The following is a 23,395-nucleotide window of genomic DNA, read 5'->3' as shown; positions in this document are numbered from 1 at the left end:
AGGACGACACCCCGGAGCCTAACCCCGTACCGCCCGGTTTGTCGGTAATCGGACGGCGCGCCGTCGATCGGCGTGGCGCGCCGTCTACCTGGCCAGATCCGAGGGATCGGTGTTCGCGCCGCACAGCACCACGCATACCCTCTCGCCGGGGGTGGGCCGGAACGCGGGGCTGTCGCCGAGCCTCGCCGCCAAGGCTGTCGCCGCACCGTGTTCGACGGCCACGCGGCGGTTCGCCCATATCGCGCGGCGGGCCGCGACGATCTCGGCGTCGTCGACCAGCACCGAATCCACGGCGAAGTGTTGTGCGGCCGCCAGCGCCATCTCCGAAGTTCGGCGCGCGCCGAGCGAGTCGGCGGCGACCGAGTCGACCTCGACGTCGACGACTCGCCCCGCCGTGATCGCGGCGTTGAGCGCACGGCAGCGCACGGGCTCGACTGCGACTACCCGGATGCCGTAATGGTCAGCGGCTGTGACGATGCCGGAGAACAGTCCGCCACCGCCGACCGCGACCACGACCGCGCCGAGGTCCGGGATCTTCCGGTGGATCTCCTCCATCAGCGTGCCCGCACCGGCCGCGATGAGCGGGTTGTCATAGGCATGGGAGAGCAGCGCGCCGGTCGCGTCGGCGAATTCGTGGCTGGCCGCGAGCGCGTCGGCGTACTGTGTGCCGATCAGCCGCACGTCGGCTCCGTAGGAGACCAGCCGGTCCACCTTGACCTTTGGCGCGGTTGTCGGCACGAACACCGTCGCCCGGACCCGCTGACTGCGCGCCGCCCATGCGCAGGCCAGCCCGGCGTTGCCGCCCGAGGCGATCGTTACGCCCGCCGCAGGCAGCGCGTTGTTCTCGCGATGGGTGAGCAGAAAGTTCTGCGCGCCACGGGCTTTGAAGCTTCCGGTGTGCTGCATGAACTCCAGTGCGAACCACAGCTCACCGGTGGTGTCCGCCTGCGCGACAGTGACCGGCCGCACCTGACCGGCAAGCCTTTGGGCCGCGGCCTTCACGTCGCTGTGGGTCAGTTCCATGGTGCTCCTGGGAACATGGTCGGATAGCGCCGCTCAGTGCTCATGGCGGTGCGGGGCGAACTCCAGGGTAAGCAGGGCCGCGGCGGCCACGACCACCTCGCGCCAGCGGACCAACACGTAGCGCTGATCGGCCAGCGCGTGGAATTTGCGCAGGAAACGGTACAGCGATTCCAGCCGGATCAGCGGATCGCCCAGGTGCACCAGCAGGGCGACAAGCCGGGCCGTCCGCGACTTGTTCTTGTCGGCGAACAGTTCGGGAAACGGCGCGAATGCAAGCGAGATCCGTTGGATGTCATGGGTTTTCGCGTATTCCACTAGATCGATGATCATGCGTTCGTCCAAGCCGTTGGGTGCGTCACCGCGCCGCCACGGGACGTCGAGGCTGAGTTCGCGACCGCGCCCGGACATGCCGTAGCGCTGGAAGCCGGCCGGACTGCCGTTCGCGCCATTGGCGATGACGACCAGCATGTTCGGGTTACGCGCGTCCAACAGGTGGTCGAGGATCATCGAGAAGCCGCGGGTCTGCCTGCCGCGGCACCATTCGTCGACGATGGCGAGCAGCTCCGCGCGCCGAGCCTCGGTCAGCGCCGACTCGTACAGCACTTCGGTGGTGACACCGAAGTTCCTGGTGCGGTTCACGGCCTGGCGAAGGTTGCGGAACTTGCGCCCGACCAGGTTGAACTCGTTGACATCGATCACCACGTCGCGGCCGATCGGCACCGCGTGCAGTCCCCGGTGTTCCAGCGCTCGCAGCCGCCACAGATCGGCCAGCTCCGGGCTCGCGCCGAGCACGGCGATCCGCCAGCCGTGGTCGACCGCGAACTCGGAGAATTGGGTGAGCAGTTCGGGGAAGGCTGCGCGGTCGCCGAGCGGATCGCCCGCCACGACGGCGATTCCGAAGCGGGTGCGGTAGCCGATCGCCGCGGTCGAGTGCTCGTTGAAGAAATAGGTCTTGGACGAATGCAATGCGAACGGCGCCAGCGCGTCGCCCTGGGTACGGCCGACCAGTTCGGCCACCCGGTACAACTGGTCGGGCTGTGGTCTGCTGGACTGCGGTAAGACCAGTACGAAGCCCGTGGCGGTGAGCAGGAGGAAGCCGACGCCGGGGTGCTGGGCACGGTAAGCGAGATGGGCGATGGCCAGCACCAGCACGGCGGCCGTGAAATGCGGGAGAGTGATCGGGCGGCGCAGGTGCAGGCCGCGGGCCACGAAGAGTCCAGCCAGTGCAAGGGCTACGAACCAGCCGTGGTCGACGCCGTCGTGCGAGGTCGCGTCGGCCTCGTACGTCAGTATCGCGGCGATCACGACCGCCGCGGTGATCAGTGTCATGCGGGTCGCGGGCGTGGTGGTGAAGGAGGCTTCCCGGTAGCCGGTAAGCGTGGCGGCGCGTAGCGTGCGCGATCCCGCGGTTTCCCGTTTGTCGGACACGCCGATACTCGCCCCGTTGTCGCGTTTCCCCAGCCACGACAGTCTCGCCATGGTGATCCTCCCGATGATCGCCTACCGACACACTATGCGGGACCAGCGGGTTCCATGGGCAATGTCTCATCGGACCGGGGCCGCGCGGCCGACACCTGGCCCTGGCCTCAGCCCCAGGCGAAACATCGGATGAATCCGAGTCTATTCCGCCGTGGTGCGGAAGGTGCGATCGAGCAGCGCGAACAGGTCCCGCAGGTGCCGCTCGTAGGCGTCTTCCCGGAACGCCGCCGTATCGCGCATGGTGAAGCTGTGCGGGGCGTCCGGGTAGACCACCGAGGTGTAGCGCACGTTCGCAGTATCCAGCGCCGCTTCCAGCCGCTCGATCTGGTCGGGCGGCATCGAACCGTCCTGGTCGGCGTGGGCGATGAACAGTTCCGCCGTCATGCTCGCCGCGTCGTGGTGCGGACTGTCGGAGCGGTCGTCGGCGGCCAGGTAGCCGCCGTGGAAGCTCGCGGCGGCGGCCACCTGGCCGCCGAAGGCCGCCGCGGTGCGCAGCGCCAGTCGGCCGCCCATGCAGTAGCCGGTCGTGGCGAGCAGGCCTGGGATGACGAACTCGGAGGCGGCGAGCCGGTCGAGGTAGGCGTTCGCGTCCTCGATCGCCTTCTCCGGGGTCAGCGCCGCGCGCATAGGACTGAGCGCCGCGAAAAACGCCGCGTGGGCGTCGGGGTCGCTCTGATCGGGCATGGGCACGACCGGGGCGCGCCCGGAGCGGTAGAAGATGTTGGGCGCGAGCACGGTGTAGCCGTGCGCGGCGATCGTCTCCACCATTTCCCGCAACCACGGCCGTAGGCCGTAAGCGTCCATGAAGAACAGCACGCCGGGATGGCGAGCGCCGTCGTCGGGATGGGCGAAGTAGGAATCGGCGGTACCGTCGGGGAGCGATAGATCGATCTGTTCGAATGTGACGGGCGAAGTCATCAGGCCTCCATGAGAATGCGAACAACCAGTGCGATCCTAGGTGGCTCAGCGTGCCGTGAGCTGGGTGCCCGACGGCAGCAGCGTGAGAACCCTTCGGCGGCAGACCGATTACTCGAAGTCGGTATCGTAGATCACCGAAGGAGCCTCCGATTCAACAAGGGGTTTCGGTGACATCGGGCCGATTCTTTCGATTGCTATGGAATTGCCGATTTTCTACGGCGTGTAGCCGACATTTTCACTTCGACGTTGTCATGCTCAGTTGGATCGCTGATCCGTACCGATCGCCTTGTGACTGGGCGCGACGAGAGGTCTGAACTGTGAAACTGATCTGGATGGCGGTTCCCGCGCTGGTCGCAGCCACCGTGTCGGGGTGTTCCGACGATACGTCGGCGAGCGGGGAATCGACATCGACCAGTGCCGCCGCCGTGGCCGCGAGTGCGGTGCACGCGACGCCGGATGCGCGCGACGACGACGAATCAGCCAGTATTGTCCGGATTTTGCTGGGTGAGATGAAGACAGTCTCGGTGCCCGCAGACGCGGTGCTGGATATCAGGGTGCCGGTGGCATGGGGCGAGGCGGCCGATGCTATTCGCTGTACTGTGACCGAAAGTTCGGGAAGGAATGAAGATCTGCGGTCTTCGGACGTGAAGAAGACCGAGACCGTCGGCGGTACGGAGTGGATGACGCTGTGGACGTTTTCCTCCGCGCCGACCGGCGACGTCACCGTCGGCTGCAAAGATCCGGAATCGAAAATTGCCGCAGCGCATCCCGATCCGTACATTCGCGTCGCCGCGCGCGGTGTTGTTCCCGCCGCGCCGCACACTCCCCGCTGACCGCAGCGGAAAGGTGGCTCCGGTAGCCGGGATCAGTACGGCGCTGCTCGCGGTCTTCGAGACGGACGGTTTCGGTTAGTGGTTGGGGTAGCGTCGGCGAGGTGGACGAGGTCGGTGGCACGGGGCAGTATCGCGAGCGACCGTCCCGGTTCGGGGGGGCCGTGCTGTGGACCAGGACCATCGACGGTACGGACCCGGTGCTGCCCGTGCTGCCTGACGGCTGCATGGATTTGATCTGGAGGGCCGGGCGGCTGGTGGTCGCCGGGCCGGATACTCGCGCCCATCATCCACCGGCGTCGGACGGCGCCCGGTACGTCGGCGTCCGGTTCTCGCCCGGCACGGCGCCCGCGCTGCTCGGCGTCCCCGCGCACGAGGTGCGCGATCAGCGGGTTGATCTCGCGAATGTGTGGCCCTCGTCGGCGGTCCGGTCGCTCGTGGGACAGCTCGAGGCGGCCGACGATCCGGCCGCGGCGCTGGAAAAGGTCGTACTGCGCCGCGCAGCCGTGGCCGATCAGGCCGATCCACTCGTGGGGCGGATGGCCGCCGCGTTGGACGCCGGTTGGCCGGTGGCGGCGATCGCCGCCAGCGCCGGAATGGGCGAGCGGGCCCTGCATCGCCGGTCCTTGGCCGCGTTCGGCTACGGGCCCAAAACCCTTGCCAGAGTGCTGCGCATGCAACGCGCCCTGGCGGCGGCCCGCCGTGGCGTGCCGCTCGCCGAGACCGCGGCGCTGGCGGGGTTTGCCGACCAGGCGCACCTATCCCGTGAGGTGCGCGCACTGGCAGGGATGCCGTTGACGGAGTTGCTCGCCAGGTCGTAGCGCCTCGTGTGGCCTCGTAGCGACCAAGTCGAATTCGGTGCGTGGTCGAGCCGCGAGGTGGTGGGACGTGTAGGTTACGCGGTCGAGATCCGTGCTTCCGGCAGCCCTGGCTATCCGGTGGTGGTCGGGAGGGGGGCGTAGAGGTCGATCCCATTGCCGTCGGGGTCGTTGACCACCGCGTAGCGCTGGCCCCAGAAGGCGTCCCAAGGTTTCAGCTCACCGTGGTAACCGGCGTCCACCAGGTCGGCATAGACGGCGTCGACCTCGGCGGGGTCGGCGCAGCGGAAGGCGATGCCGACGCGGCCGCCGCCTTGCGGGGGCGTCCAGTCGGGATAGAACGACTGGATGACGCCCTCGGTGTCGAGCGCGAGCCGCAGGCCGTTGGGCACGGCCGCCTCGGCGTGCGCTTCCTGCTCGGAGTCCGCGGGAAAGTCGAGGCCGAGACGGCGATAGAAGGCGACCGCTGCTGCCATATCGGTGACGACGATGCTGATGACGTCGAGTTGTGGAGTCATATCGGCAGCATAGGTAGCGTCGAAAGGCTCGGTCTTGAACGAATCGGACAACCGGTCAGCGCGCTGGTGCGGGGACGAGCTCGGCGATCAGGTTCTCTACCAGGATGCGAATGCGGTCGCGGATGGTGCGGACCACGTCGAGGGTCTGCTCGGAGGGGTCCGGGAGCACCCAGTCGCGATAGCTGATGCCGGGGAAGTACGGGCATGCGTCGCCGCAGCCCATCGTGACCACGACATCGGAGATGCCGATGGCATCCATCGCGAGTGGCTTGGGGGTCTGGCCGGAGATGTCGATGCCGATCTCGGCCATAGCTTCGACCACGGTCGGGTTGAGCCTCTCGGCAGGCGCGCTACCCGCCGACCGCACGTCGATCCGGTCGTCGGCGAGCGCGGTGAGTAACCCGGCGGCCATCTGCGATCTGCCCGCGTTGTGCACGCAGACGAACAGCACACTGGGTTTGTGGGCCATGAGAACGCCTTTCGATGAGCGGAGCAGGGAGTGTGCTGGTCGCTGGGCCCGCTGCCCGGCGTGGTTGGTGCCGAAACGCTTTCGGAGCGTATGAGATACGTATACCAGCGCGCCGTGAATCGTTACCGCGCAGCATTCGTTCGGCTGCGGATGAGTGCACACGCGATGGGGTGATCCCAGGTCACAGGCTCGAAGCGGTTGCCACAGCATTTGCGGGAACATGGCCGTCGTCTGGATAGACCGGACTGGACGGTCAATCAGATGCTTGTGCCGAAGTCGATCCGTGGCGCTCGGCCATCGGGTCGAACGTCGTCGGTCGGCACCTGTCCGAGTTCTTCTCGAAGTGTCTGCCGCACCGGAAATTCAGCACCCTGGACGAAGCCGTCCAGGGCCGCTCCTTCTCATGGTCGGCGCAATAGCGCCAGGCGATCGCTCAGAGCGGCCGCATATCGATCATCTTGCGCAGCCGCTGGCGGTCACGTTCGAGGCGGCGGGCTTCGTAGGCGATCGGGAAGTAGCGCAACCGCTCCGGCAGCAGTGGGACGGTCCGCGCGATCAGCCAACCGAGGGCGCGGAGCTTGCGTTCATCGGACGAAGTCCACGTCAGGCCCAACTTCTGCCTGGCGACCTCGGGTGTGGTGCCGACCGTCACGAAGTATTGGAGCCGGCCGATCGGCGTCACGGCCCACTTCCAGGCCGGTCGCAACGCACGCGGCAACTGCTTCGGCGGGGCGACGGAGCGGATCACCCGTAGGTAGTCGCGCGCCGTGTCGGTGGCCACCAAGTGGTTGGCCACGGTGTCCGCGAAGAAAGTCTGGAACTCGGCGTAGCTCGCCGGAATCTCCTTGGCTGGTACCGAGAAATTGCGCATAAGCTGCAATGTCTCCTGGAAATACGCCTCTTTCTCGGCCGCCGTGAGCGGGCGGCGGGAGAAATACTCGGCGCTCCCGGTGAATGCGAAGGTTCCGGTGTGCAGCACCCAGGCCCACGGGCCGCTGGACAGCGCGGTATGCCGTACGCCGTCGGCGTCGGTGGTGTTCAGCGACGCGTGCAGGTGGCGAAGGCGGTCGGCCTCGGCGAGCGCATCGTCCCCGCCGTAGATCCACATCATCACCGAGGCGAGGCTGCGCACCGCGCGGCCCATCGGGTCGGTGCGGAAGGTGGAGTGTCGGTCTACCACCGCGGAGATGGTCGGCTCCATGGTCTGCAGCAGGAAGGCGGAACCAGCGGTCAGCGAAAAGGTGATCAGGCCGGTCTCGTCCCACATCCGGGTGTCCGGTGCGATCGGGCGCCGGGGCGCAAGCGTTCGTGCGCCGGTGGATTGGGGTGCGACGGACGCGGTCATCGTGATCTCCTTCGATCAGCCGAGCTCAATATAATGAGATGATATCTCTAACAATCTCTCATCGTCTATCCGTCGTTGCTGGCGCGCCGCTGCCCCTAGGCTCTACCAGCATGACGAGTCAGTGGCGTGCGCGCACCGGCCGGATCGCGGTGCTGACCGGCGCGGGCATCTCGACCGATTCCGGCATCCCGGATTTTCGCGGCCCGCGCGGGGTGTGGACGAAAGATCCGATCGCCGAGCTGCTGTCCACCTATCAGAGCTATGTGTCCGACGCCGACCTGCGCGCGCGTGCCTGGTTGGCCCGGCGCGACAATCCGGCCTGGCACGCCGTCCCGAACCCCGCGCACAACTCCCTCGCAGACTTGGAGCGGGCCGGTCGAGCGGTCACCATCATCACGCAGAACATCGACCGTTTGCACCAGCGCGCGGGGTCCTCGCCCGACCGTGTGATCGAGATTCACGGCAACATGTTCGAAGTGGTCTGCATCGAGTGCGACTACCAGACCACGATGGCCGCGACGCTGGAGCGCGTGGCCGCGGGCGAGCCCGACCCACCCTGTCGCGACTGCGGCGGCATCCTGAAGGCTGCCACCGTCATGTTCGGCCAGCAGATGGACCACCGCACCCTGACCAAGGCCACGATCACCGCGGAGACGAGCGAGATCTTCTTGGCCATCGGTACCTCACTTCAGGTCGAACCAGCTGCCTCGATGTGTTCGATCGCCGTCGGAAGCGGCGCCGACCTGGTCATCGTCAATGCCGATCCCACGCCCTACGACGCCATGGCGACCGAGGTCGTCCGCGAACCCATCGGCACGGCCGTGCCCCGCCTGGTCGCGGAGATCCTCGCTGCCTGACCGGGACGGTGCTCCATCGTCTTTCGGGCGGGTCGGTTCAGCCGACCGGGCCGAGCACGCGATCGAGGTAGGCGTTGGTGAACCGACCCTTCGGGTCGAGGCGTCGACGCACCTCGGCGAAGCGGTCCCAGTCGGGATAGCGGTCGCGCAGGGTTTCGGCGGTCTGGAAGTGGCGCTTGCCCCAGTGTGGCCGTCCGTCGTAGCGGTCGAACACCGCTTCGCAGGCACGGAAATACGGCTCGTATGCCATGCCGCGGTATTGGTGCACCGCGATGTAGCAGGTCTCGCGGCCACCCGCGGGGGAGAGAAAGGCGTCGTCCGGCGCGACCCACCGCACCTCGACGGGCATCGGTGTGCCGAATTTCGCGGTCACTTCTTTGATCTCGCGGATCGCTTCGATGGAGTGCGCACGCGGAACGGCGTACTCCATCTCGATGAAGCGGACCAGGCGCGGCGAGGCGAACACTCGATAGGAACGGTCCACCTGGCGGCGGTAACTGCCCGCATAAGCGGCGCTGCGCTGGATCAACGGGACCAGGCGCGGCTGCCATCGGCTCAGCTTGCACACCCCATCGAACAGGTAGTTGGACATCAGGATGTCCGTGAGCCAGTCCACAGCCTTGCCGCGGGGCTGCTCCGGTAGTGCCACACGGTTGTTTCGTTTGGTCATGGCCAGGGGGCTGTGCGCGAACATGTAGAACTCGAAGTGGTCGTTGCCGTCGACGAACGAGTCCAGGTCGGCGAGCACGTCGTCCACCGGCACCGGTCGCTCGATCCCCTCCAGCACGAAGGAGGGCACCATCCGCACCGTCACGGCGGTGACGACGCCGAGGGCGCCGACGCTGACCCGCGCCGCGCGCCAGCCGTCGGGGTCGGTCCGCGCGTTCAGCTCGACCCGGCTGCCGTCGGCGAGCATCAGTTCGATCGAATCCAGTGCGGCGGAGAGGTTTTGCAACGTGGCACCGGTGCCGTGGGTGCCGGTGGCGGTCGCGCCCGCCACGGTCTGCACATCGACGTCGCCCAAGTTCGGGAAGGCGAGGCCGTGCTCATGCAGTGCGTTGCTCGCGGCGTTCAGGGTGATGCCCGCCTCGAGCCGGACAAGCCCGGTGGCGCGGTCGACATCGAGGACCCGGTTCAGGTTCGCCAGGTTCAACAGGATGCCGTCGGTGAGAACGGTGTCGGTGAATGAATGACCCGCGCCCGCGACGCGCACGGTTTGCCCGTTGGCCTCGGCGTTGCCGAGTAAATCGGCCACTTCGTCGGGGGAACGCGGAGTGGCGAAGGTCGCCGGCGCACACTGCTGATCGCCGGCCCAGTTCACCCACAAATTGGTCATGTGACCAATTTACGGGAGCGATTGTGATGTGCGCTACCTAGGCCGGAATGTGCTACCTCCTGCGATTCGCGCAGGTGAGGTGCTTGGCCTTCTCGACTTCCTCCTCGGCCAGCGGCGGGACTTCGAGATGCTGGCGCGGGACGCCGTCCGCGCGCACGCCGTTGAGTGCGATGGCCATATATCGCTGCCAGACGTCGGGATTGACCGGCTTCGCGAACTCGGCGATGCGGTCGACCATGTGCACGAGCGCGAAGAAGTCCGAAGGCTCGATTCCCTCGGCGAGGGCTCCCGCGGCGCGTGCGCGCTCGCAGATGGCGGTCACGGTGGGCTTGATCCGATCGCGGACGACGATGAATCGGTTCGTGTGGTCGTCCTCGAGCTCGAGCATGACCTCGCTGAATCCGCGGTTGGTGGCCATGTGCCTGCACGCGTATTCGAAGAATTCGACCAGTCCGAACCATGGGTCCGGGTGTCGGTAGGCGGCGTCGGCGGCGTCGGCGAAATCGCTCAGGTTCTGGTCGAAGACTTCGACGATCAATTCCTTTTTGTTCGCGAACCGGCGGTAGACCGTACCGACGCCGACGCCCGCGCGTTCGGCCACGTCGTCGAGGGTGATCTCGAGTCCGTGGTCGGCGAACAGTTCGCGCGCCGCGGCGATGATCCGTTGCTGATTGCGCGCGGCATCGGCACGTAGGCGCCGGGGCGGGGAGGCGACCGTGGCGTGATTCACAAGTTCATTCTATCAACTACCCGGGATTAAACGGAGGCAGTGTCTCCGTTATGATGATACCGTCTTCCGGTAAGCGGAGGTGACGTCTCCGCATCATACTCGAGGCAAAGGGTACACATGACTACCATGATCGAGCGCGGGGCATCCGCCACCGACAAGACAGGAACGGGGGGCCGCGGATCACACGCGCTGCGCTGGTGGGTGCTCGCCGTGCTCGGCGTCGCACAGCTAATGGTGGTCCTCGACGCGACTGTAGTGAACATCGCGCTGCCCGCGGCCCAGCAGGACCTCGGCTTCAGCGACGGCGACCGCTCCTGGGTGGTCACCGGTTACGCGCTGGCCTTCGGCAGCCTGCTGTTGCTAGGCGGACGCCTCAGTGACCTGTTCGGCAGGCGCAACACCTTCATCATCGGCCTGATCGGCTTCGCGGGAGCCTCAGCGGTCGGTGGGGCGGCCACCAGTTTCGAAATGCTGGTGGCGGCGCGCGTCGGGCAAGGCGTCTTCGGTGCGCTGCTCGCCCCGGCCGCGCTCTCCCTGCTCACCGTGACCTTCACCGAGCCGTCCGAGCGGGCGAAGGCGTTCGGCATCTTCGGTGCGGTCGCCGGTACCGGCGGCGCGATCGGCCTGTTGCTCGGCGGCGCGCTCACCGAATGGGCGTCCTGGCGCTGGGTGATGTTCGTGAACCTGGCCTTCGCGGCGGTCGCTCTGGTCGGCGCGGTACTGCTACTGGCCAAGCATGCGGGCACCGATCGGCCCAAGCTCGACATCCCGGGCACCGTCGTGGTCACCGCGGCCCTGTTCGGCATCGTCTACGGGTTCTCGCACGCGGAGTCGCACGGCTGGACCGACAGTGTCACTCTCGCCTTCCTGATCGGCGGCGCGGTGCTGCTCGCGGTGTTCGCCTGGCTGGAGACCCGGGTCGCACACCCCCTGCTCCCAATGCGGATCGTGCTCGACCGCATGCGCGGCACCTCCTACCTGACGGTGTTCGTCATGGGCATCGGAATGTTCGCGATCTTCCTGTTCCTCACTTACTACATGCAGCTGACGCTGGGGTACTCGCCGATCATGACCGGCGTAGCTTTCCTGCCGATGGTCGCCGCGATGGTGGTCTCCTCGACGACCGCACCCTCCTTACTGCTGCCGAAGGTCGGACCGAAAATCGTAGTCAGCGGCGGCTTCCTGGTCGCGGCCGGCGGAATGGCCTGGCTGACCAGGATCGGTTTGGACACCGGCTACACCACCCACATTCTGCCCGCCCTGATCCTGCTGGGTCTCGGTCTCGGCGGCGCGATGGCGACCGCCTTCCAGGGCGCGACCTCGGGCGTGCAGCATGAGGACGCGGGCGTGGCCTCGGCCATGATCAATACCAGCCAGCAGGTCGGTGGCTCTATCGGCACAGCCTTGCTCAGCACCATCGCCGCATCGGCGGCCGGCGATTACCTGTCCACCCGCAGGCCGGACCCGCTGACCGTCGCCCAGTCCGCGATCGAGAGCTACACCACCAGTTTCTGGTGGGCCACCGCGATCTTCGTGGCAGGCGGGGCGCTCACCGCGGTGCTGATGCCGAGCACGGCGCCGGCACCGGCCGAGGGGGAGCCGGTGCTCGCGCACTGAGAGGTGCGGCAGCGCCCATGGCGCTGCGCATTCCGATACGGCCGAGCGGCCGCCGCATGCGACATAGTCGTGAGCGGCGGCCGCTCGGCCGTGAACGGTAGGTACAAGCCGATTCGGCAGGCCGTGCGCCGAACGGTCTTGGTTTGTGAGACTCGTATTCGGCTAGGTGAGTTGGGGTCCGAACGCAAACGGTGCGAGGAAGACGTGCCGGCGTTCGGTTCGGAGCGGACTGTCCGGTCGGCAGTTGGCGGGATGCGGGCTGCGCGGCATGCCGACGAGGACCACTGTTCGTGGCGTCCCGGCTGAACGGATCGAACGGTACTGCCGATAGCATCGCGCTGGTGGCATGCGGCTCTGTGGTCGGCAGGTGCAGGGTATCCCGCTCGGACTGCCGGGTACGTCACGTGCGGGTAATGGCGCGACGGTACGTTTCCGCGCTCGGTGCGGTGCGGAGCGAGGCTCCCTTGGCTGATCGGCGTCGCAATTTCCATGGGATGCTTTGCGATCGGGATTCCGATGATTCCGATGACAGTGGCATGGGTAGCCAACAGTCTGCTACCTCCCCTTCGCGGTCGGCGGGCACCACCCACCTTCTCCCCCCGCATGGTCGAGGTTCGTAGACTCCTCGGATCGGGCGCGGCGGTCCACGCGCTCGGCTGCCTCAGGGAGCGGTGGTATCGCCGGGACGGCTGTGGCCGACGAGGGCATGGCACGGTGGATAACTGGTACGGCTCGGCGATCGACCGGAATGGGACGCGACGGAAGGGGGTCAGGCAATGAGTGGTTCAGCGGCGGGTTCGACGCCGGCCGGACAGTGGCGGCCCGCGGCACGGCTCACCGTGCTGCTCGATGAGGACGACAAGTGGCGGCACACGCCCCTATACCACGAGATCGTGCGACGTGCCAGGGACACCGGCCTGGCGGGCGCCAGCGTCTGGCGCGGCATCGAAGGTTACGGATCATCCTCGCAGATCCACACCACCCGGATCCTGGACATCGCCGACCATCTGCCGCTGGTACTGATGCTTGTCGACGAGCTCGACCGGCTGCGTGCCTTCGTCGAGCAGAACGCCGAACTGTTCACCTCGATCAACACCACGCTCGCGCCGCTCGAGCTGTGGCAGGGAGCCGCCCGATGACAGTGCTGCCCGTCGTGCCCAGCGGAAAGCTCGGTGAATCTGCCCGATATCCGGCAGAGCCTGTGGTGCCAGCGCGTTTCGATTCTCCCCTGCCGTCCTGCACGCAGACCGTTACCATTGTCGGTTCGGCGCGGTTCGGCGGTCTGGGCGGTGCGGGGGCGGGCGATCGGCTGCTCGCCACCGCGGGAATAGGCTTCCGCGGTGCGGCGACCACGCTCCGCACGTTCGGCTTCGAAACGATCCGGCCGGTGGCTGTCGGTGCTCGCGCCTGCGCCGCGGGCACCGCCGTGATCGACGTGGCCGCGGTCGCCACGACCGGGCGGTCGTGGCCATGATTCTGATGACGAGCCGGGCGCAGCCGATAAGGAAGGGAGACCCGAGCATGGCCCATGATCGAGCCGGGCGTCCCGCGCGTCCTACCGATCTGGAAGACATCGCACATCTGGTGACGGCGTACTACAGCCATGTCCCCGATCCGGAGAATCCGGCCCAGCGTGTAGCGTTCGGTACTTCGGGACATCGCGGCTCCAGCCTGGACAGCGCGTTCAACGAGGCGCACATCCTCGCGATCACCCAGTCGATCGTGGAGTATCGCGCCACCCGCGGCATCACTGGACCGGTGTATCTGGCCAGGGACACACACGCCCTGTCCGAGCCGGCTTGGACCACAGCACTGGAGGTGCTCGCCGCCAACGAGGTGACCGCCGTGATCGATGCGCGCGGCCGCTACACCCCGACACCGGCGCTGAGTCACGCTGTCCTGCGCCACAATCGGGGCGGCGCCAAGCACCAAGCCGACGGTATCGTGGTCACCCCCTCGCACAACCCGCCGGGCGACGGCGGCTTCAAATACAACCCGCCGCACGGTGGCCCGGCCGACAACACGGCGACCGACGCCATCGCCGCCCGCGCCAACGAACTGCTGCGCGGCGGCCTCGCCGAGGTCAAGCGCACCACGCTGCGGCAGGCGCTGGAAACCGGCGTCGAACGCTACGACTACCTCGACCACTACATCGCTGATCTGCCGAACGTGCTGAACCTGGACGCGATCCGGGGTGCGGGCATCCGGCTCGGTGCCGACCCGATGGGCGGCGCCAGCGTCGACTACTGGGAGGAGATCGGCCAGCGCTACGATCTCGAGCTCGAGGTGGTCAACCCGGTCGTCGACCCGACCTGGCGGTTCATGACCCTCGACAGCGACGGCAAGATCCGGATGGACCCGTCCTCGCGCTACGCGATGGCTTCGCTGATCGCGATCAAGGACGACTACGACATCTCCACCGGCAACGACGCCGACGCCGACCGGCACGGCATCGTCACCCCCGACGGCGGGCTGATGAACCCGAACCATTTCCTCGCGGTGGCCATCGAATACCTTGTTGCCAACCGGATGGGGTGGGATGCGCTGACCAAGATCGGCAAGACCGTGGTGACCTCGTCCATGATCGACCGAGTCGTTTCGGTGCTCGGCCGCGACGTGCACGAGGTCCCGGTCGGGTTCAAGTTCTTCGTGCCCGGGTTGTTCAGTGGGAGTCTCGCTTTCGGCGGTGAGGAGAGCGCGGGCGCATCGTTCCTGCGGATGGACGGCAGCGTATGGACCACCGACAAGGACGGCATCCTGCTCGCGCTGCTGGCCGCCGAGATCGCCGCGGTCACCGGGCAAAGCCCCTCGGCGCGCTATGTCGAACTCGAACGGCGCTACGGCAGCCCCGCCTACGCCCGGATCGACGCACCCGCGACGGCGGAACAGAAAGAGCTGCTCGCGAAGTTGACACCGGACATGATCACCACCAAGGAGATCGCCGGAGAATCGGTCACCTCCGTGCTCACCAGAGCGCGGGGGAACGGCGCTCCGCTGGGCGGGCTCAAGGTGACCACCGAGAACGCGTGGTTCGCCGCCCGCCCCTCCGGCACCGAGGACAAGTACAAGATCTACGCGGAGTCGTTCCACGGCGCCGAGCACCTGACCGAGGTGCAGGCGGCCGCGGAGGAATTGGTGGGGCAGGCGTTATCCGGTGAGCAGTAGATCCAAGCCCCTGCCCACCGAGATCTGGGTGTTGGTCGGGGGCGCGTTCGTCATCGCCATCGGGTTCGGCCTGGTCGCCCCGGTACTGCCCCAGTTCGCGCGCGGGTTCGGCGTGGGCGTGGCCGCGGCCTCGGCGATCGTCTCCGCATTCGCGTTGATGCGATTGCTGTTCGCTCCATTGAGCGGGCGGCTGGTACAGCGGCTGGGGGAGCGGTCGGTCTACTTCGGCGGGCTGTTGATCGTCGCGCTTTCCACCGGCGCCAGCGCGCTGGCCCAGAGTTATTGGCAGCTGATGGTGTTGCGGTCGCTCGGCGGGATCGGGTCCACCATGTTTACCGTGTCGTCGCTGGCGCTGGTCATCCGGATGTCGCCGCCCGAACAGCGCGGGCGGGTGTCCGGCCTATGGTCGACCAGCTTCCTGGTCGGCTCGGTGAGCGGGCCGATGGTGGGCGGCGTTCTGTCCGGGCTCGGGCTGCGGTGGCCGTTCGTGATCTACGCGGTGGCGTTGCTCGGAGTCAGCATCGTCGTGCACCTGAGCCTGCGGAACTCGGAGCTGGCCGCGCCCGAGCCGCTCGGCGGGTTCCGCATGATGTCGTTCCGGGAGGGGTTGACTCGGCCGGAATACCGCGCCGTGCTGGTTTCCAACTTCGCCAACGGTGCGGCCGTATTCGGCGTGCGGATGGCGCTGGTGCCGCTGCTCGTGGTGGAGGTGCTGCACCAGGCGCCGGGAATGGCCGGCGTCGCGCTGACCGTGTTCGCGGCAGGTAATGTGGTTGTCCTGTTCGCCTCCGGACGATTGTCCGACCAGTGGGGACGCAAACCGTTCGTGATTGTCGGCTCCCTCGTGTGCGCGGCGGGCACCGCGGGGCTCGGCATGGCGACGAGTGTGCCGTGGCTGCTGGCGACATCGTTCCTCGCCGGGCTCGGCTCCGGTCTGTTCACCCCGGCCCAGCAGGCCGCGGTCGCCGATGTCATCGGCCCCAAGGCACGCGGCGGGCCCGTCCTGGCCGGCTTCCAGATGGCAGCCGATCTCGGCACGGTCATCGGCCCCGTCGCCGTCGGCGCCCTGGCTCAACAGCTGTCTTACGGCCTGGCCCTCGGCGTGACCGGCGGCCTCCTCGCCCTTGCCGCGGCCGTCTGGGCCGTTGTCCCCGAACCCCTGCGCAGGGCTTCAACCCATCCGGAATGCCCTCCTGATCATCTTTGCGGCGCGGATGGTGCGGAACATCAGATGACGCAGGTCGACCGTACGGTCAGCGATGCGGTCGGCGCGCCGGTGACGGACAGCGTGGTACCGGTGGTGGTCGAGAAGGACGTCAGTTTCGGTGTGCGTGACCGCCACTGACCGAAGGACGCGTGGCCCGGAGGGCAGCGGGGTGGTTGGCTGGGGCAAAGTGTCGGTGTGAGCGAATCGCGTTCGAATTACACTCCGCGGCCGATGTCCAGTGTGACCACCTATGCGTTGGGCGGGGTCGCTCTTGCGTTGATCGTGCTGATCGTCATCGCGGCGATCCGGTGGGGACGGGATGAAGCGACCGTACGCAACGACGGCTACGGTCCGGTGCGTGATCCCGGGGTCGGCGCGGTACTGGAGCAGGACGGCTCCATTCTGCTCGGTCGCCCCGATGCGAAGAAGACCATAGATATTTTCGAGGACCCGCTCTGCCCCGGCTGCGGCAACCTGGAGCACATCTATGGCCAGGAGATCGCGCAGAAGATCGATGAGGGCAAGCTTGTAGTGCGCTACCGCCTCGTGAACTTCCTCGACTCGCGTTCCCGCAGCAAGGACTACTCCACCCGCGCGGTGGCGGCGAATCAATGTGTTGCCCAGGGCGGTTCCGGCTCGGTCTATTCCAAGTTCCACCTGGAGCTGTTCACCACCAAGCGGCCGAGCGAAGGTGGCGCCGATCTGACCAACGCAGAGTTGGCCGCGATCGCCGGGGACGCCGGAGCATCGGAATCGGTTCTGCAGTGCGTCTCCACCGGAGCCAAGGTCGACTCCGCACGCACCACCGCCAAGGCGCAGACCGACGCTCTGGGCGCGGCGCTCGGCGGCTCCGCGGCCACGCCCGCTGTCTTCGAGGGCACGACCAAGGTCGATGTCAACGCCGAGGACTGGGTGGTCTCGCTCACCAACTGATCCCAGGCACCGTAGTGCTATTTGCCGCGCTTCTCTTCGACCCGTTGCACCGTGATCGGCTGCGGGAGCCGCGCGCCACCTTCGCGACGACCTCGCCCTTCTCCGAGAACCCGGTGAATGGGAGGCCGGGTCGCCGATTCCACCATCGACGACCCGGCCCACTCGGCGGCGCGATCCCACATCCCAGCCCCCGAGACCGCTGCGCGCCGAGTTCTTCAGTTGGTCTATGGGTCGAGTCGTCGACTCCACCTGCCGACGACCCCGCCTGGGCACTCGATGACGCGATCCGCATGACACGGGAATCACGCACCGAGAAGTCCGGCTAGTTCTTCGCGGAGCGGATATGCCTTTCGGGACTTCTTCGCCGATCAATCCGGCACTTTGCGCCCGCCCGTATGCGACCTCCCCATCGGCATGGTCCGACAGAACAGAATCCGCCCACTGCTTCACGTCGTTCCGTTGTCCGCGAACGCCTTCGAGCGACGGTGCCACCAGCGGACCCGCACCGGATATCGCCGCGTCACCGGACCAGAAGCCATCGATCATCCACTCATCGCTGAAGACCGAATAGCCCCAAGCGGAGACGAGATCATAATCGAACATGCGTTCGATTCTAGATATTCAGCGCCGCCTCCGCTACCCCGGAATCGGGGCGATTTGGTGGCCGACACACCGTTGGTGTAACTTCATTCAGGCGCACGGGGAAGCCCGGAGCGCAACCCACCAGGGGCTATGGCGCAGCTGGTAGCGCACCACACTGGCAGTGTGGGGGTCAGGGGTTCGAGTCCCCTTAGCTCCACAATTTGGTACAAATTGTGGTCTTGAACTGGGGTATTGTGTCAAGTTCGGGCGTAGGAGCCCGAACTTGACTTCTGTGTTGTCCCTGTTCAAGGCCATCTTTTGTGTTCTATTACCGCAGGGTGTTCCTGCTTCGGCCGTGGTTTTGATCAGGTCAAGAGTGGTGGCGTTCGGCTGACTGGCTGATTACGCGGACTACTGGCCATTCTGTGGAATATCAGGATCGGTTCCGTCCGTGGGTGTCGCGAGTACGGATGCCGCGTTCACGCAACCGGTTCAGGACAGTGACCGGATCGACGGCGAGGTGTCGGGCGACTTGGGCGAGTGACCAGCCGAGGCTGTAAAGGTCGATAGCCTCGTCAACTTGTTCGGGGGACAGGCCGCGGCGTCGCATCGGAATCTTGTGCCGATGCAGGATCGCGCTGACGGTGCGGCGGTGGATATTGAACCTGTCGCCGAGCTCGTATGTCGTTTCGCCGGCAACGTATCGCTGGATCAAGGTTCGGATTTGGTCCTGATCGAGTTGGTGTGCCCGCCGTGGTGGGGGCCGGCCGGCGGGCACCGGCGCCAGCGGTGAACTCTTGTTGCCGATCGCCGCTGGATCGTCATCGGTACCTCGGTCGTTGGCTGTCTGCTGTCGGGCGAGTTCAATGAGTACCGTCGCGATCTTCTCGGCATCGTGCGGGTCGCGACGGACGTCGTGCACATGAAGCTCGCCCCATCGAGTAGTGGCGTTGTTCGGAGTTGTCATACGACTATCCTCGGCTCGCACCCCATTGGGCGCCAACACCCCAACTGCCGCCCGCCGGGGGACTGCGGTTGAGTCATGACAAATGTAAGCAGTCAGGGCGCATCGATGATCTCGTCAAGCGCTGTTCGGGCGGTGTCGGGATCACGTGTGGCGGTTTCGCGCCGCGCGGGCTCGGTCCCAGAGCCGATCAACGACGAGCCTCGAGCGAGGAGACCTCCGCCACACCGGAGGTCTCCTCGTCTCGACAGGTCAATCGTCGTCGTCTTCGTTACGGTCGGCCGCGTCGGCGGCTCGCTCGTCGAACCCTGACTGCGCGGTGGGGCTTTTATGTAGGCGGAGCGTGTGTCAGGGCCTGCACGGTCGTCGGCTTTGTCTCATATTCGGAAACCTGGATTGCCTCGTTTCGGATTGTTGAATGACTCTGTGGCAGTTGGTATTTCGGTATGGCTGACCTTGGGCACTGTGGGCCGGTCCGGAGGACTTGCCACCACCGCATGTGGGTCCGAGCCGAAAAGTGGGACGGAGCCTGAGGCTGGACAGGCCCGGTAAGGATCTGCGATCTGGTCGGCTACGTGCGGCTTGGTGTGTACGTATCGATGGCGTCGTCCAGCAGGCGACGCAGGGGTGTGGCTGTCGGAGCGAGGGCCGTGGCCAGTAGGGCGGGGCCGGGCAGGGGCGTGACGATGCCCTGGCCGTCGGCGGGGTCGTTGCCGAGCAGTCGGGTGGCGGGTGGGGCGTTGGCGAAGGCTGGGTCGACGATGAGGACGTGGCCGGTGGCGCGGTGTGCGGCCAGGACGGCGGGGCCGTCCCAGCCGGATACTGCGGGGCCGAAGGCGGTGTGCTGGGCGAGAAGTGGACGCCCGTCGTGGTGCACGGTGAGGTGGCTGGTGAGGTTGCCGGGGTTTTCGTGGGCTCGTCCGAGGATCAGTTCTTCGCGTAGGACGAGCCGGGCGGTGGGTGCGAGGTCCACGGTGTAGGTCTGGCGTAGGTTGCTGCCGTGGGTGCTGATCAGCGGGTGGGGCAGCCAGGACAGGGTCGCTTGTTCTTCCACGGTGAGTGTGACGTCGTAGGTGGCGTGGTCGGTGGTGGCGCCGCGCAGGGCGAGGGTGGCGGCGGCGGTGGTGATCTCTAGTTCGGCGCCGGTTTCGGCGGTGACGTGGATAGCCAGTCTGTCCCCGCCCAGCGGCGCGCTCATCGCGCCGACGATGCGGACACGTGCTTGGGTGCCGCGGTGGCTGAGCTGGCACAGGTGAAAGGGGCCGTCGTTGTGCAGGTCGGGCACGGCGGTCGGGCCGTCGATGCCGACCGCCCGGATGCGGGCGGTGGCGTGGACACCTCTGCCTGCGCGCGGTGTGGCGTGGGTGTGTGGCGAGGTGCTGGTCATGCCGCGGTCCAGGTGGCCAGGCGTGCGCGTATCCAGTCGGCTACCGGCCGAACGCCGTCATCGGCGGTGAGGGAGGTGAAGGCGACGGGTCGTTCGCCGCGCTGACGTTTGGCGTCGGTGGCCATGGTTTCCAGGTCCGAGCCGACGTGGGGAGCCAGATCGGTCTTGTTGATCACCAGGAGGTCGGCGGTGGTGATGCCGGGGCCGCCTTTGCGGGGGATGTCGTCGCCGCCGGCCACATCGATGATGAAGATCTGGGCGTCGACCAGCCCCCGGGAGAAGATGGCGGTGAGGTTGTCGCCACCGGATTCGACCAGCATGAGGTCGAGCGGTCCGGCGGTCGCCTCCAGGTGCTCGACGGCTTCGAGGTTGGCGGAGATGTCGTCACGGATCGCGGTGTGTGGGCAGGCTCCTGTCTCCACGGCCTGGATGCGCTCGGCGGGCAGGACCGCATTGCGCAGCAGGAAGTCGGCGTCCTCGCGGGTGTAGATGTCGTTGGTGACCACGGCGATGGACAGCTGGTCGCGCAGGGCCCGACAAAGCGCGGCGACCGTGGCGGTTTTTCCGGAGCCGACCGGACCGCCCAAACCGATCCGCAGTGCCCGGCGGGAACCGTCGGGTCCGGTGGGATCGGTGGGTCGGTCGGCGTAGGCGCTGTGCGAGTGGGGGATGCTGTCGTCGAGGTGCACGGAGGTCTCCTCAGCGGTGTGGACGGGTGTGGTCAGGAAGCGAACAGGCGGACCGGCCACTGGGCGTGTTGCGCGGCGGTGACGTCGAGCAGTGGCGCGGAGTTGGCGGGCAGCACGGTGGTGCCTTCGTCTGCCACACGGTCGGCAACTCGTGCCGCACGGTCGGCGACCTGGTCCAGGTCGTCGGCGAGCCGGACAAGGACGGCGGTGGCTTCGAAGGGATCCAGGCCCAGCAGTCGTACCGCTGCGGTGGCTGGGCCGCTGATGCTCTCGTACGCGGCGGCGTACGCGGCGTCCAGGGACGTCAGGCCGGCCACGCGAGCAGCCAAGCCCAGCACCACGGGTTGGTGAGTACCCTGTGGGCGGTCCCGGGCGAGCTTGTCGAGTTCGGGTGCCGGCCACACGGCACGCGCGGCGCGCATCATCTGCCGTCCCTGTTTGCGGGCGATGTCGCGCAACGCCCGGACAGGGGTGCGGGCATCAGCGGCCTCGTCCAGTGCCAGTGGGTCGGTGCCGGCGGCCGTCGCGGCGGCCAGGGCCGCGGCGACCAGACCCGTGGTGTGCAGTCGTCCCTGGCAGAACGTCTGCAGACAGTCTGCGTCGCGGATCGCTCCGCGGGCAATGGCAGCTTCCATCCCGCCGGAGTGCGCGTGTCCTCCGGCGGGGAAGCGGCCGTCGGCCAGGATGAGCAGGGTTGCGCGGCTCATCGGTCAGAACAGGAAGTAGCGCTGGGCCATCGGCAGCGCGGTGGCGTGATCCTGCTTGGGGAGCATCTTCTGCCCGTCCACCTCGGTCATGTTGTCCCCTGTCGATTTTCCGCCGATTTCCACCGTGAAGGTCTCGGGGTCCACGTCGATTTCGGGCGTGGCGTTGTTTTCCAGCATGCTGCTCTTTCCGCGGCTCCGGGTGTCTTCGATGGCGCGGAACTGCTTGCTGACGCCGAGCCGTTGGGCCAGCCCCTTGTCCAGGGCCCGCTGTGTGACGAAGTTGAACGAATTGGCCGCGGGGGCCCGGCCCTGAGCTGCCCACACCGCACGCGGCAGGATCGGCTGCGGCGTGGGGATCGACGCGTTGGCGTCTCCCACCTGGGCGTAGGCGATCTGGCCACCCTTGAGGACCAGGTGTGGTTTGGCGCCGAAGAACTTCGGCTCCCACAGCACCAGATCAGCGAGTTTGCCGACCTCGACCGAGCCGACCTCGTGGTCGATGCCGTGGGCTATCGCGGGATTGACGGTGTACTTCGCGATGTAGCGGCGGGCGCGGTGATTATCCGAGCCGTTGTCTCCATCCAGGAAGCCGACACGGTTCTTCATCACGTGCGCGGTCTGCCAGGTACGGATGATCATCTCACCGATGCGGCCCATGGCCTGGGCGTCGGAGGACATGATGGAGATCGCGCCTATATCGTGCAGCAGGTCCTCGGCCGCCATGGTGGAAGGGCGGATCCGTGAGTCGGCGAAGGCCAGGTCTGCCGGGATTTCCGGATTGAGGTGGTGGCAGACCATCATCATGTCCAGGTGTTCCGCGACGGTGTTCACCGTCAAGGGTCGGGTCGGGTTGGTCGAAGCAGGCAGGACATTGGGGTGACTCGCCATCTTGATCATGTCGGGGGCATGGCCGCCGCCGGCGCCCTCGATGTGGAAGACGTGCAGGCAGCGCCCGCCGATGGCTTTGATCGTGTCGTCGACGAAGCCGGCCTCGTTCAGCGAGTCTGCGTGGAGGGCGAGCTGCACGCCGGTGTCGTCGCAGACCCGAAGACAAGCGTCGAGGACCGCGGGGGTCGCTCCCCAGTCCTCGTGGATCTTGAAGCCGAGAACACCGGCGTCCACCTGGTTGTACAGCGAGGTCTTAGATGTGGTGCTGCCCTTGCCCAGCAGACCGATGTTGACGGGGAAGTCGTCCAGCGCCTCGAACATCCGGGCCAGATGCCACTTGCCGGGCGTCACGGTGGTGGCGGTGGACCCCTCGGCGGGACCGGTTCCGCCGCCGATCAACGTGGTCACACCAGCCGCGAGGGCTACGTGAATCTGTTCCGGACACAGAAAGTGCACATGGGTGTCCACGCCGCCGGCGGTGAGAATGCGGCCCTTGCCCGAAATGACCTCGGTTTCCGGACCGATCACGATGTCGGAGGGAGTCCCATCGTCGCCGTGCATCGGGTCCATCGTCTCGGGGTTGTATGCCTTGCCCAGCGCCTGGATCCTGCCGTCGCGCAGAGCCACATCCGCTTTGACCACCCCCCAGTGGTCCAATACCACCGCGCCTGTTATGACGGTGTCCGCAGGCCTGCGCGTATCGCGCGGGCCGGGATCGCGGGGGATGCTGGACTGGCCCATCGACTCACGAATCACCTTGCCGCCGCCGAAGACGACCTCGTTCCCGCTACGGCCGGGCCCGCCGGCCCAGTCCTCGGTGATCTGGATGGATAAGGCGGTGTCCGCGAGCCGGATCCGGTCGCCGGCCGTCGGCCCGAACAGCTCGTTGTACTCCTCGCGGGTCAGTGGATTCTCGTACGCTTCCCTTTTCAT

Annotated in this window: 22 protein-coding genes and 1 tRNA gene; 10 read left to right on the top strand and 13 right to left on the bottom strand. The window is 66.9% G+C overall.

Going from position 1 to position 23,395, the window contains the following annotated elements; translation table 11 throughout:
• Positions 1 to 84: 84 nt before the first annotated feature.
• The 3 genes from OH799_RS16815 to OH799_RS16805 all read right to left on the bottom strand — a co-directional run bounded on the left by OH799_RS16815 (position 85) and on the right by OH799_RS16805 (position 3,420).
• Positions 85 to 1,023 carry a threonine/serine dehydratase gene (locus OH799_RS16815; RefSeq protein ID WP_406281295.1) on the bottom strand — a complete coding sequence of 313 codons (939 nt, stop codon included), beginning with the start codon at positions 1,021 to 1,023 and terminating at the stop codon, positions 85 to 87.
• A 33-nt stretch (positions 1,024 to 1,056) separates the two neighbouring features.
• The gene (locus OH799_RS16810; RefSeq protein WP_406281293.1) at positions 1,057 to 2,502 is read right to left on the bottom strand and encodes a bifunctional lysylphosphatidylglycerol flippase/synthetase MprF; all 1,446 of its coding nucleotides are present in this window, start codon (positions 2,500 to 2,502) and stop codon (positions 1,057 to 1,059) included.
• Between the two features lie 141 nt (positions 2,503 to 2,643).
• Positions 2,644 to 3,420, bottom strand: coding sequence for a dienelactone hydrolase family protein (locus tag OH799_RS16805; protein WP_406281291.1), 777 nt, complete (start codon positions 3,418 to 3,420; stop codon positions 2,644 to 2,646).
• A 425-nt stretch (positions 3,421 to 3,845) separates the two neighbouring features.
• Here OH799_RS16805 and OH799_RS16800 point away from each other — a divergent pair, with 425 nt between their 5' ends.
• The gene (locus tag OH799_RS16800) at positions 3,846 to 4,253 is read left to right on the top strand and encodes a hypothetical protein (protein WP_357271743.1); all 408 of its coding nucleotides are present in this window, start codon (positions 3,846 to 3,848) and stop codon (positions 4,251 to 4,253) included.
• 101 nt (positions 4,254 to 4,354) lie between these two features.
• A complete protein-coding gene (locus tag OH799_RS16795) occupies positions 4,355 to 5,071 on the top strand; it encodes a helix-turn-helix domain-containing protein (protein ID WP_406281288.1) in 717 nt (238 codons plus the stop codon).
• A gap of 110 nt (positions 5,072 to 5,181) precedes the next feature.
• Here the strand turns inward: OH799_RS16795 and OH799_RS16790 are convergent, their stop codons facing one another.
• From OH799_RS16790 to OH799_RS16780, 3 genes are all read right to left on the bottom strand, one after another.
• A complete protein-coding gene (locus OH799_RS16790) occupies positions 5,182 to 5,586 on the bottom strand; it encodes a VOC family protein (RefSeq protein WP_406281285.1) in 405 nt (134 codons plus the stop codon).
• Between the two features lie 55 nt (positions 5,587 to 5,641).
• Positions 5,642 to 6,055 carry an arsenate reductase ArsC gene (locus OH799_RS16785; protein WP_406281283.1) on the bottom strand — a complete coding sequence of 138 codons (414 nt, stop codon included), beginning with the start codon at positions 6,053 to 6,055 and terminating at the stop codon, positions 5,642 to 5,644.
• Positions 6,056 to 6,488: 433 nt separating this feature from the next.
• The gene (locus OH799_RS16780) at positions 6,489 to 7,400 is read right to left on the bottom strand and encodes an oxygenase MpaB family protein (protein ID WP_406281281.1); all 912 of its coding nucleotides are present in this window, start codon (positions 7,398 to 7,400) and stop codon (positions 6,489 to 6,491) included.
• A gap of 110 nt (positions 7,401 to 7,510) precedes the next feature.
• Between OH799_RS16780 and OH799_RS16775 the strand changes: the two genes are divergently transcribed.
• On the top strand, positions 7,511 to 8,257 hold the full coding sequence (locus OH799_RS16775) for an SIR2 family NAD-dependent protein deacylase (protein WP_406281279.1): 747 nt from the start codon (positions 7,511 to 7,513) through the stop codon (positions 8,255 to 8,257).
• 37 nt (positions 8,258 to 8,294) lie between these two features.
• Here the strand turns inward: OH799_RS16775 and OH799_RS16770 are convergent, their stop codons facing one another.
• Both OH799_RS16770 and OH799_RS16765 read right to left on the bottom strand, forming a co-directional pair.
• Entirely contained in the window at positions 8,295 to 9,593 is a 1,299-nt protein-coding gene (locus OH799_RS16770) for a D-arabinono-1,4-lactone oxidase (RefSeq protein WP_406281277.1), read from the bottom strand.
• 52 nt (positions 9,594 to 9,645) lie between these two features.
• The gene (locus OH799_RS16765; RefSeq protein ID WP_406281275.1) at positions 9,646 to 10,323 is read right to left on the bottom strand and encodes a TetR/AcrR family transcriptional regulator; all 678 of its coding nucleotides are present in this window, start codon (positions 10,321 to 10,323) and stop codon (positions 9,646 to 9,648) included.
• Between the two features lie 117 nt (positions 10,324 to 10,440).
• Here OH799_RS16765 and OH799_RS16760 point away from each other — a divergent pair, with 117 nt between their 5' ends.
• The 7 genes from OH799_RS16760 (at position 10,441) to OH799_RS16730 (ending at position 18,044) form a co-directional block, all read left to right on the top strand.
• Positions 10,441 to 11,940: an MFS transporter gene (locus OH799_RS16760; protein ID WP_406281273.1), complete on the top strand. Its 1,500-nt coding sequence runs from the start codon at positions 10,441 to 10,443 to the stop codon at positions 11,938 to 11,940.
• 776 nt (positions 11,941 to 12,716) lie between these two features.
• Complete coding sequence (locus tag OH799_RS16755) at positions 12,717 to 13,079, top strand: DUF190 domain-containing protein (protein ID WP_406281271.1); 363 nt, start codon at positions 12,717 to 12,719, stop codon at positions 13,077 to 13,079.
• A complete protein-coding gene (locus tag OH799_RS16750; protein WP_357271761.1) occupies positions 13,076 to 13,414 on the top strand; it encodes a fluoride efflux transporter CrcB in 339 nt (112 codons plus the stop codon). The genes OH799_RS16755 and OH799_RS16750 overlap by 4 nt, the downstream gene beginning before the upstream one ends.
• 47 nt (positions 13,415 to 13,461) lie before the next feature.
• Positions 13,462 to 15,105: a phosphoglucomutase (alpha-D-glucose-1,6-bisphosphate-dependent) gene (gene pgm, locus OH799_RS16745; protein WP_406281269.1), complete on the top strand. Its 1,644-nt coding sequence runs from the start codon at positions 13,462 to 13,464 to the stop codon at positions 15,103 to 15,105.
• Positions 15,095 to 16,450 (top strand): MFS transporter, encoded by a 1,356-nt coding sequence (locus tag OH799_RS16740; RefSeq protein ID WP_406281267.1) that lies wholly within the window; start codon positions 15,095 to 15,097, stop codon positions 16,448 to 16,450. Before pgm ends, OH799_RS16740 begins: the two co-directional genes overlap by 11 nt.
• A gap of 93 nt (positions 16,451 to 16,543) precedes the next feature.
• The gene (locus OH799_RS16735) at positions 16,544 to 17,245 is read left to right on the top strand and encodes a DsbA family protein (protein WP_406281265.1); all 702 of its coding nucleotides are present in this window, start codon (positions 16,544 to 16,546) and stop codon (positions 17,243 to 17,245) included.
• A gap of 726 nt (positions 17,246 to 17,971) precedes the next feature.
• A tRNA-Ala gene (locus OH799_RS16730) sits at positions 17,972 to 18,044 on the top strand.
• Positions 18,045 to 18,260: 216 nt separating this feature from the next.
• On the opposite strand, the gene OH799_RS16725 is transcribed toward OH799_RS16730, so the two are convergent.
• From OH799_RS16725 to OH799_RS16705, 5 genes are all read right to left on the bottom strand, one after another.
• Positions 18,261 to 18,794: a hypothetical protein gene (locus OH799_RS16725; protein ID WP_406281263.1), complete on the bottom strand. Its 534-nt coding sequence runs from the start codon at positions 18,792 to 18,794 to the stop codon at positions 18,261 to 18,263.
• A gap of 568 nt (positions 18,795 to 19,362) precedes the next feature.
• Positions 19,363 to 20,178 (bottom strand): urease accessory protein UreD, encoded by an 816-nt coding sequence (locus OH799_RS16720; protein ID WP_406281261.1) that lies wholly within the window; start codon positions 20,176 to 20,178, stop codon positions 19,363 to 19,365.
• Positions 20,175 to 20,867: an urease accessory protein UreG gene (gene ureG / locus OH799_RS16715; protein WP_406281259.1), complete on the bottom strand. Its 693-nt coding sequence runs from the start codon at positions 20,865 to 20,867 to the stop codon at positions 20,175 to 20,177. The genes OH799_RS16720 and ureG overlap by 4 nt, the downstream gene beginning before the upstream one ends.
• 32 nt (positions 20,868 to 20,899) lie before the next feature.
• Positions 20,900 to 21,574: an urease accessory protein UreF gene (locus tag OH799_RS16710; RefSeq protein ID WP_406281257.1), complete on the bottom strand. Its 675-nt coding sequence runs from the start codon at positions 21,572 to 21,574 to the stop codon at positions 20,900 to 20,902.
• 3 nt (positions 21,575 to 21,577) lie between these two features.
• The gene (locus OH799_RS16705) at positions 21,578 to 23,395 is read right to left on the bottom strand and encodes an urease subunit alpha (protein WP_406282180.1); all 1,818 of its coding nucleotides are present in this window, start codon (positions 23,393 to 23,395) and stop codon (positions 21,578 to 21,580) included.

Origin of the sequence: Nocardia sp. NBC_00881 (assembly GCF_045207455.1) — a bacterium.
Lineage (GTDB): Bacteria > Actinomycetota > Actinomycetes > Mycobacteriales > Mycobacteriaceae > Nocardia.
This window is presented reverse-complemented; position numbering and strand designations above follow the sequence as displayed.

Coding starts and splice junctions, on each gene's coding strand:
- OH799_RS16780 (WP_406281281.1), bottom strand. CDS start 7,400: ATGACCGCGTCCGTCGCACCCCAATCCACCGGCGCACGAACGCTTGCG.
- OH799_RS16725 (WP_406281263.1), bottom strand. CDS start 18,794: ATGACAACTCCGAACAACGCCACTACTCGATGGGGCGAGCTTCATGTG.
- OH799_RS16785 (WP_406281283.1), bottom strand. CDS start 6,055: ATGGCCCACAAACCCAGTGTGCTGTTCGTCTGCGTGCACAACGCGGGC.
- pgm (WP_406281269.1), top strand. CDS start 13,462: ATGGCCCATGATCGAGCCGGGCGTCCCGCGCGTCCTACCGATCTGGAA.
- OH799_RS16705 (WP_406282180.1), bottom strand. CDS start 23,395: ATGAAAAGGGAAGCGTACGAGAATCCACTGACCCGCGAGGAGTACAAC.
- OH799_RS16775 (WP_406281279.1), top strand. CDS start 7,511: ATGACGAGTCAGTGGCGTGCGCGCACCGGCCGGATCGCGGTGCTGACC.
- OH799_RS16760 (WP_406281273.1), top strand. CDS start 10,441: ATGACTACCATGATCGAGCGCGGGGCATCCGCCACCGACAAGACAGGA.
- OH799_RS16810 (WP_406281293.1), bottom strand. CDS start 2,502: ATGGCGAGACTGTCGTGGCTGGGGAAACGCGACAACGGGGCGAGTATC.
- OH799_RS16735 (WP_406281265.1), top strand. CDS start 16,544: ATGTCCAGTGTGACCACCTATGCGTTGGGCGGGGTCGCTCTTGCGTTG.
- OH799_RS16720 (WP_406281261.1), bottom strand. CDS start 20,178: ATGACCAGCACCTCGCCACACACCCACGCCACACCGCGCGCAGGCAGA.
- OH799_RS16770 (WP_406281277.1), bottom strand. CDS start 9,593: ATGACCAATTTGTGGGTGAACTGGGCCGGCGATCAGCAGTGTGCGCCG.
- OH799_RS16710 (WP_406281257.1), bottom strand. CDS start 21,574: ATGAGCCGCGCAACCCTGCTCATCCTGGCCGACGGCCGCTTCCCCGCC.
- OH799_RS16755 (WP_406281271.1), top strand. CDS start 12,717: ATGAGTGGTTCAGCGGCGGGTTCGACGCCGGCCGGACAGTGGCGGCCC.
- OH799_RS16815 (WP_406281295.1), bottom strand. CDS start 1,023: ATGGAACTGACCCACAGCGACGTGAAGGCCGCGGCCCAAAGGCTTGCC.
- OH799_RS16750 (WP_357271761.1), top strand. CDS start 13,076: ATGACAGTGCTGCCCGTCGTGCCCAGCGGAAAGCTCGGTGAATCTGCC.
- OH799_RS16790 (WP_406281285.1), bottom strand. CDS start 5,586: ATGACTCCACAACTCGACGTCATCAGCATCGTCGTCACCGATATGGCA.
- OH799_RS16805 (WP_406281291.1), bottom strand. CDS start 3,420: ATGACTTCGCCCGTCACATTCGAACAGATCGATCTATCGCTCCCCGAC.